The 9003-nt window shown below is 48.7% G+C and carries 8 protein-coding genes; 1 reads left to right on the plus strand and 7 read right to left on the minus strand.

The features are described from left to right. The 7 genes from B3W37_RS09410 to B3W37_RS09440 form a co-directional block, all read right to left on the minus strand. On the minus strand, positions 1 to 2955 hold a 2955-nt coding region (locus tag B3W37_RS09410), incomplete at its 3' end, for a S8 family serine peptidase (RefSeq protein ID WP_483175521.1). Between the two features lie 406 nt (positions 2956 to 3361). Then, on the minus strand, positions 3362 to 3736 hold the full coding sequence (locus B3W37_RS09415) for a hypothetical protein (RefSeq protein ID WP_483175522.1): 375 nt from the start codon (positions 3734 to 3736) through the stop codon (positions 3362 to 3364). Further along, a complete protein-coding gene (locus tag B3W37_RS09420) occupies positions 3723 to 4202 on the minus strand; it encodes a hypothetical protein (RefSeq protein WP_483175524.1) in 480 nt (159 codons plus the stop codon). Before B3W37_RS09420 ends, B3W37_RS09415 begins: the two co-directional genes overlap by 14 nt. 31 nt (positions 4203 to 4233) lie before the next feature. After that, positions 4234 to 4674 carry a prepilin-type N-terminal cleavage/methylation domain-containing protein gene (locus B3W37_RS09425; protein WP_483175525.1) on the minus strand — a complete coding sequence of 147 codons (441 nt, stop codon included), beginning with the start codon at positions 4672 to 4674 and terminating at the stop codon, positions 4234 to 4236. Beyond that, entirely contained in the window at positions 4664 to 4978 is a 315-nt protein-coding gene (locus tag B3W37_RS09430) for a competence type IV pilus major pilin ComGC (RefSeq protein WP_483175555.1), read from the minus strand. The genes B3W37_RS09425 and B3W37_RS09430 overlap by 11 nt, the downstream gene beginning before the upstream one ends. 39 nt (positions 4979 to 5017) lie before the next feature. Next, positions 5018 to 6184 carry a type II secretion system F family protein gene (locus tag B3W37_RS09435; RefSeq protein ID WP_483175527.1) on the minus strand — a complete coding sequence of 389 codons (1167 nt, stop codon included), beginning with the start codon at positions 6182 to 6184 and terminating at the stop codon, positions 5018 to 5020. Continuing rightward, positions 6181 to 7506: a GspE/PulE family protein gene (locus B3W37_RS09440; RefSeq protein ID WP_483175528.1), complete on the minus strand. Its 1326-nt coding sequence runs from the start codon at positions 7504 to 7506 to the stop codon at positions 6181 to 6183. Before B3W37_RS09440 ends, B3W37_RS09435 begins: the two co-directional genes overlap by 4 nt. A gap of 193 nt (positions 7507 to 7699) precedes the next feature. Between B3W37_RS09440 and B3W37_RS09445 the strand changes: the two genes are divergently transcribed. Then, positions 7700 to 9003: hypothetical protein (locus B3W37_RS09445; RefSeq protein ID WP_483175529.1), on the plus strand; the 1304-nt coding region annotated here is incomplete at its 3' end.

Here is a 9003-nt window from a genome sequence, read left to right on the forward strand (position 1 = left end):
ATTTTCCCTAACTGTCCAGGTATTGTTGGCCGGGTCAAACTCTTCTACGGTGTCCAACCATCCATTATAAAAACCACCCAGCACATAGATTTTGTTCGCGTTGACCGTTACAGCCATCCGGCATCTGGGCGTTGGCATACTTGCTTTGGCTGTCCAGGTATCTGTGACAGGATCATATTCTTCAACTGTACTGAGATATGTTCCATTGTATCCACCGATCGCATATACTTTTCCATTACAGGATACGATCCCGGCATCGCCTCGTGCTGTAGGCATAGAAGATTTAGTCGCCCATGTATCAGCCTGATGTTCGTATTCCTCTACGGTATTAAGATACTGTGATCCATTATATCCGCCAATGGCATAGAATTTCCCATTGATTTCTGCTACCCCTAGTGCTGCCCTCGCAGTGGGCATGTTGGTTCTACCCACCCAGACTCCGTTATTCGAATTATATTGTTCCACGGTATCCAAGAACCCGTTGTTATAACCGCCAATTACATAGGTAAAATTATTAAGTGTACTTGCTCCGAAAGAGATTCTTTTAGACGGCATATATGGTCTGGGGTTCCACGCTCCTGGCTCAATATCTAGAGTTCTGACCCAACTGTACACCGTACTGCTGCTAGTACTCCTCCCTCCTATCCCGTACAGTTTCCCTCCAGCTACCACGGCACCCATGTTGCCATATGCGTTTACCGGGGTTAAAGTACTCCATTCATCTTTGTAAGGATCGTAAGCCTCCACAACTCCAATGCTTCCGTGGATTCCATATATGATGGCTCCCGAGCTCGACATATATAAGTTATTGCTGGTGGTTGGCATGCTGGCACGAGTGTGCCAGACATTTGCGATTGGGTCATATTCCTCTACGAGATTTAAGTTTCTATCCCCATCACCACCGCCTATAGCATATATTTTTCCGTTCACCGCACCTACATGTACGGTTCGAGCAGTCGACATACTAGCTTTATAGGTCCATGTATTGGTAGTCGGATCATATTCCGAAACCGTTGATATATATTGATCGTTTTCCCATCGTGTATCATAATAGACTCCCCCCAGGGCATAGATTTTTCCGTTAAGGTTGCATGCCCCCAGGCCACGCACAGCTTGAGGCAAATTGGCCCTGGCTGTCCAAACATTGGTATCTGGATTATATACATACATACTGTTTAAATCCGTTCCATTATCGTCAGCTCCGCCTAATACATAGATTTTGTTATCTAAGACGGTTGCGGCAAAAGAAGCCCGAGGAATTGGAAGACTGGCCTTTGTAGTCCAGGTATCGGCAGCAGGGTCATACATCTCCATTTTTCCGGTAACCCCACCCTTTACATATCCACCCATGGCATAAATTTTGCCCTTGCATTGGACAGCAATTACGTTGGCCCTTCCAGCGGACATATTAGCTACACTTTGCCACTGAGGAATGGAATACAAATGGTACTCTGAATCATGTGGGAAATCTGATCCTGTAGAACCACTATTATTAGCAGCCACCTGAGTAATGGGACTGTTGCTGGAATCAATTGCTGTTACCGCATTATAGCAATTGATTTTGCTGTGGTTGTTCACCTTACCTATAAGAGAAGAAAGACGGTCACATCCGTTAATAATATTGGTTTTGATCTGGAGCGAACTTAATTCTTCATTTGCAGCCCTAACCAGAGCGGCTTCTGCAGAAACAAAAGCTGCTGCCATCGAAGTCCCTCCGCTGGGTCCATAATCATTGTCAGGTAAAGTGCTTATTATCTCTTCTCCCGGCGCTGCAATATCTACTACATCCGCGTTATAGTTGGAAAATGCCGAAAAAGCCGCCGATTGATTGAAAGAAGCTACAGTAATAACGTTGTCTAGCTGGTAAGATGCCGGATAAACTGGATAGGAAGATAGATCCTGACCATTATTGCCGGCCGCAGCTATAAACAGGATCTCGGGATGAGATTGGATGACCTCAAATAAGGCTTGATTATACTGGCTGCTTCCCCAGCTGCAATTTACAATTGTAGCCCCCATTTGTGACGCATACTGTATTGCATTGATAATATCGCTAGTATATGCGGTTCCGTTCTTGAAGGCTTTTAAAGACATTATTTGGGCTTCAGGAGCAACACCGGCTATCCCTATGCCGTTATCCTTTTGTGCAGCAATAATACCTGCAATATGGGTACCATGCCACTCATCAGACATGTTTTGGGGATCGTGTATTAAGTTATCGTTACCGCTGAAATTCCATCCCCAAATGTCATCTATATATCCATTATCATCGTCGTCGATTCCATTACCGGGCAATTCCATTGCATTTACCCAGATATTGCTATGCAGATCTTCATGGGTTATGTCGATACCGCTATCAATAACAGCAACACAAACGCCTTGACCGAGAGATTCATCCCAGGCCGGGACTACATTGGCATCGAAACTGTATTGTGGCGAGGTAGTAGTTGTCTTTTCATCTCCAGGAAGTTCTATAGATTCTGACCCTTGATAGAATTGACTGTCTATACCCCATTGCTGATTATAATAGGAATCGTTGGAGACCATCGAGATGGCGTAATCAGGCTGAATATATTCTATGTCCGAGAATTCCGGCAGGGTTCGTAAATCGCTGATTATTGTGTCTTTATCGGTTGGTTTGGAAGTTACTATCAATTCAAATTCTGATCTACCTAATTTTTTGATTGTCTTAGCCTTGTAAAAATGAGCCGTCTTCGGGTTTTCCCTGGTTATATCAGCCGTTCCCCGTTTATATTTAATCAGAAATCTTGTTGTTGCATTGGCCGAAACCGAGGGCGTTACAATTACCGGTTCTATGGCTTGATTGACAGGTAGATTAACAGGGCTGATATCCAACTCGCCTTTAGCGACACTTGGAAATATCAAAATAAAGCATAAAAATAAATAAATTGAACGTTTTAAGCCTATTCTACAAAATTTTACGACTGGCCCCACTATATACCCCTCTCCCCTCGACAAATTAAGTGAATATTTATTTATTTTTGAATATTGTATACATTTTCCTCCCTCTCGGCACAAACAACCGGTAAATGAACATAAATGGCCGCGATAAGAGCATGAACGATATTATGTAAACTAAAAGGTTCAGGGAATAACATTTTATTTTGAAGGCTTGATTTGAGAGGTTTTAGTTTTAGGATAAACGCAAATGCGTTGCATAACGGGGCAATTTAATTATCATGAGGCCTGTCGGTTCACGAGAACCAAAAGCAGTATTCGCACTAGTTTCGCAGATAACTGCGGTTGCGTTGGTTTGGAAGAAATCTTTTGATCAATATTTTAAGGGTGATTTCCAGTTCTTCATCAATATCAGGATCATCCTCATTTACTTGTGTTTGCATTACGGCGGAAGTATGGTGAATTTGCGGGCAGCCTTGTATAATGCGCCTTGATAGCTGCCGCTGGAAATAACCGTATATTCGCGGGCGGCACCGTTCATCATCGAAGTGCCGCTGACCACACAGTGAGCGCCGTTCGGCAAAGCTATATCCGCTTGAAGGGGATCGCTCTGACTGAAGGGCCGGTTGGTCAATTGGCAGTGCGCCCAGGCCAGCCCGGCATCAGCAGCCTGCCAGGCTTGCAGACTGCTGCGGTCCCAATACACGATGTTCCCGTTGATAAAGGCGGTCTGCAGACCCGCCATTATAAAACCGCTGCAGGCCAACATAACCACCAGGACGAATATAACCGCATTGCCTCGTTCAGATGTCTTCAAGGCCCTGTATCACCTCGCTGGCATAGCGATTGTATTTAAAATTGCTTATTCCTTCACAGCGGGAACTGCCTTGTTCAGCAGAAATAAGCATGACCACCGTACCTGGATTATGTATGGAGAAGTTCAGGCTTTCGATGTATTCCGCCAGAGGCAGCGGAGAACCGTGATTGCTGTCGCGATAAAGCTGGCCGCTATCCACGTAATAATGCAGCATTTCATCGCTCATGGTCAGATACAGATGCGGCCCGCTAACTGCGTTTTGCCCCGTGGCGTCCTTTACCTGCACCTGAATAGAGCCGGCCAGATCCACGCTCAGATGCTGGCGGGCCCGCCTGACTGCGTATTGAAGATCGGGAGCATGCTGAAGCTTTTCCGCCGCCAGGAAAGCGTGCCAGAACAAGGCCATAACGCTTTGCAGGATAAGCAGCAATAGAAACAAGGCCAGTACGGTTTCCAGCAGTGTCAAACCAGACTGGCCTTTTAAACCTGATAAGAATTTACGGGGGAGCGTACAACAGGGTGTACATCTCCACTGCTTTTTCAGTTTGTCCACCATCCCAGTTAACCTTCACCTGAATTTCCAACAATTCCGCTTGAGCATCATAGGGCTGATAGCAGATCTGCCAGGGATAGATGTTCTCTTCTACCGGCTCGCCGAACAACAATTCACGAGCATCCCCACCGCTTAAAGGCCCGATTGCCAGGCCGCCGGGGTCGGCGCGGTAATAATCCAGAATCCCGAAAGCCAATACCGAGGCCTGGGTCTGCCTTTCGGCCTCTTTTACCCAATGCCCGCTGACGCCGGCGATCTTAATGATGGAGCCCGATAACAATCCCAGCAACAATAAAGCCACCAGAACTTCCAGCAAGGTGACTCCGGCACAATTCCGAAGTTGACTGCTGCGGGCTCTCAGGCCTTGTCTGATCCTATTCCCCACGGCCCAGCTCTGCCAGGGTATAGGCCGCTCCGGTTACGGGGTTGGTGGGAATGGATTTGATGTAATCATTCGTAACCAGTTCATCCAGATCAGCCACCGTATTGCCTGTATTGGTCTCGTATAAATCACAGGCGTTGTTGAGCATATCCAGATTGGCTTGATTGGCTTTAGTCTCAGAATCTGTTAGGATATTGGCAAATCTGGGCACCACCAATCCGGCCAAAAGGGCCAATATGGCCATAACCACAATAAGTTCAATTAAGGTAAAACCCTGTTCCCCTTTAAGCTTTGACCTTATTCTCATTACACTCACCTTTTACACCTCCTTTCTTTCTCTTCTAAACTACAAGCCGCCGGCCAGATCCATGAGACTGTACATCGGCAGGAGCGTAGCTATTACCGTTGTACCCACTAGAAAAGCCACCACCAAAATCAAGGCTGGTTCCAGCAAGGCGATCATGCTATCCAGCCTGTGCAGTAGTTCCTTTTTCAGATGCGTGGCCAGTGCGTCAAGCATTTCAGCAAGGCTGCCGCTCTCTTCTCCGGCCGCAATCATGCGGATATACATCTCTTCAAAAATGCGGTATTGGGCCAGACTCCGGGCTATACCCTGTCCGGCCCGCATATTCAGGCAGGTCTCTTTAATAACCTGCTGCAGGTAGAGGTTTTCCACCGTTTTCCCGGCCGTCTCCAGTGCAGTCAAGGCAGGCACCCCGACTTTGAGCAAAACGGCCAGAGTCTCTGTAATCTGCATGATGGCCCGACCGCGGATGGTTTTTCCAACAATAGGGAGGGTAAGCACCCGATGATGGACCGGCAAGGCCAGGGGCGTTTTTCGTATAACCCCGGTTATTATAAAGCTGCCGGCCAGAAACAGGACCAAGACCAGCAAGCCGAAATGCCTGATGAATTCTGCGCTGGAAATCACCAGGATAGTCAGGGCTGGCAAAGGCACCCCGCTGGTGGCGTAGAGTTCAGTAAACATTGGCATGATAAAGAAACTTATGCTCAACACTGCAGCCACCGCAAATACAAATACGATGCTGGGATAAGCCAGTGCGGTCAACACCCGGTGGTTGATTTCATATTGATGCTCGATGTATTCACTGGCCCGGTAGAGCATGCCGGTGAGTACTCCGCCGGACTCTCCGACCTTTATCATCTGCGCGGCCAGTCCGGGAAAGAGCTTGTCATGCGAGGCTATCGCATGATAGAGGGAAAAGCCGCTTCGGACTTGATCCAGTACGTCGTCCAGGGCTTCTTTCAAATAGGGTCTTGAAGTCTGGGCGATAAGGATTTCCAAACTGCGTTCCAGGCTGAGACCGGCTCCCAACATCACCGCCAGCTGTTTGAATAACTGGGCTATCTCACGCCGCGGTATGCCCGCCAATTTAAACCAGTCCAGTCCTGGTCCAAATATGGAAGCGAACCGGGTTAAAGCCAAATTCACTTTAGGGGCTGATTCTTTATCAGCGGATTTGTCCTGTGATACTGCCGCCTGCTCCATCATGGCCCTTCCCTTTCATTGTCTTCGCTTACTACGCGCATCACTTCTTCCAGACTGCTTAAGCCCCGTATAGCCTTATCAATCCCATCATGCTTTATCGGCGCCATGTGATTTGCCACGGCCAGAGCTTCCAATTCCTCCTCAGAACGAGCGCCTGTATAGATGACCTTTTTCAATCGCGGCCCAATTGTCATCACTTCTTGAATGGCGGTTCGTCCCATATAGCCCAGACCCAAACACTGGCTGCACCCTACCGGCTTGTACATCGTCATCCCGCTCAACTCGGGTTGATTGAAAAGGACCGCCGACCTATGATCCAACCTGAAGCCTTCCTGACACAGCGGGCATAATAGCCGGATCAGGCGCTGCGCCACAATGCCGGTCAGGGCTGAGGCCAGGAGGTACGGCTCACACCCCATGTCCATCAGTCTGGCCACCGCTGCTGCGGCACTATTGGTATGCAGGGTGGATAGAACCAGATGACCGGTTAAAGCCGCATGAACCGCCAGCTGTGCGGTCTCCTCGTCGCGGATCTCACCTACCATGATCACATCCGGGTCCTGCCGCAAGGCGGAGCGCAGCCCGTTAGCGAAACGGAGCCCGGCCTTGCTATTAATCTGCACCTGGTTGATGTTCTCCAGAGAGTACTCCACCGGGTCTTCCAGTGTGATAATATTTTTGTGCACGGTATTGATCCCGTGCAGCAATGCGTACAAAGTGCTGGTTTTGCCGCTGCCGGTAGGGCCGGTCACCAGCAGCAGGCCATGATTGCGTCTGGACAGGCTTGTCAGGAGTTCGTAATTGTGCCGGCTTAAACCCAGCTGCCCCAATTCGGTAATGGCCTGTGAGCGGTCTAGAACCCTTATAACCGCCTTCTCGCCCTGTACGGCAGGCATGGTGGAAACGCGGCAGTCAACCTTGCCGTGTAAACCCGCAAAGGTAAAGCGTCCATCCTGGGGAAGCCGTTTTTCAGCTATATCCATTCCCGCCAGGATTTTTATGCGGGATATCAGTTGGGGATGAACCTCATGGGCCAGAGTCGCCACCTGATATATAACGCCATCGATCCGGAAGCGCAGCCGGACATCATTTTCCCTGGGCTCGACATGAATATCACTGGCCCGGTGTTGTATGGCCTGATGCAGGATCTCATCCAGCAAGTCAATACAGCCCAGGCAGCCCAGGTTATTCAGGGAGATGCAGCCCCGGAGTTCTTCCGGCCGGGCTTCTGAAGAGGTTTGTTTTGGCTCGGTGAAGGAAATAACCTTGGATAAGCCCGGCTTAAGGGCGCGCTCCGTATGGCCTGAGGCGGTTTTAAAAGCCATTTTTCTACACCATCCGCTTGTTTCAGCAGTCTATTCTAAATATATACAATTATTTACATTATTTCCATAAGATGTTTTTGGGGTTTTTGTAGCCTGCTGTTGCCAATCTGCTACGGCGACTTAAAGTACCTGGACTTACTGGGCTATCTTTGTTATGTTTTTGTTAGCAAAATTCGGAAGGAAGAAGCGGCCGATGGTTGAAGGGATATTCCAATATTATTTCTTATTCGATGAGGATGCACCGCAGTTTATTGGCAAAATGGCTCCTTTGCTGCAAAACGCCGGATTCCGGCCGTTTACTGACTGTGATGGCGGCGGCTTGCCCCATAGTCTGCCCTTTAAACAAAGCTTCTGGCAGTTTTCTACGGGCGAGGGGAGCTGTGTTTGGGCCCTGGCTTACAGTCCGGCAGGCAGTTGGCAAGATTCTTTTCAAGAGATCAAATCCCTGGAGCAACAAGCCGGAGTGGATGTGGATATGATCCTGGGCCAGGCCACAATTGTAATCGCCCCGGGACATCCCTGGGAAGACCTGCTCAAGCATTATGAAGCGGCGGTGGGGGGAAAACCGGGTATGGAAATACCGGTAAAAACCGGCCGGCTGATGAGATATGCCCTGTCTCCGACCAATATCTTTTATGTAGCCAATCCCGAAGTTTACGATGCTAGCAGCTCTGTTTTTTGGGGACAGCGCTTGGCGCAGTTCGAAGCTCAACAACTTAAGGCGGGAATAATAAGCAGGCTCTTGCGGGAACAACTGGCCTCAGTAAACCGGGAAACTGCAGCTCTGGACCGCGAGTTATCCTTGATACTGCATGCCAATCTGGTTTCAGACCAGGGAGAGCATAAAGAAACCGAAGAATTGAATGCTCAATTGAACAGGCTAACCACTTCTTATGCCAAAATAGCCGGAAGCCGTCACCTCATCGCAAAAGGCAAAGCCAACTTGCAGGCCGTATTAAACCAGTGGACCCGCCAGCTGCGGCAGGAGTCTGCCTTAGATTTTGATCAGGCCCGGTTAAATACCTGGATGGAGAATTATCATGAGCGTCTCGACCAGCTGACCCAAGCTGAAGCCAACCTGCAGGTATCCCAGCAAGACTATCAGGCGGCTATCGAGGTGGTGCGGAGCCGCATCGACATGATGAACAGCCGCAGCAATCTGGCCACACAGGCTCAAATCCGCGAATTGATGGAGCATAATACCGAGATGCAGAAGCAAAGCCTGGTATTCCAATACGCAGCGGGTTTGATTGAGTTTATCGTCCTGGCTTATTATAGTCATTCCCTGTGGAAAAACCTGTCTCATGAAGGTTACTTGATGGTACCGGCCTCAATACAATTCATTGTGGTGTTGTTGTTTTCCGGCAATGCCGTGTACTGTACCCACCTTCTGGCAGAATACATGCAAGGCGAGTATGAGGTTAAATCCAAAATGGTCATATCGTTGATCTCACTGGCCGTGCTCTTGGTGACAATCATCGCCGGAACCATCTTTTT

The sequence above is a fragment of the Syntrophomonas sp. UBA5494 genome (assembly GCF_002426325.1).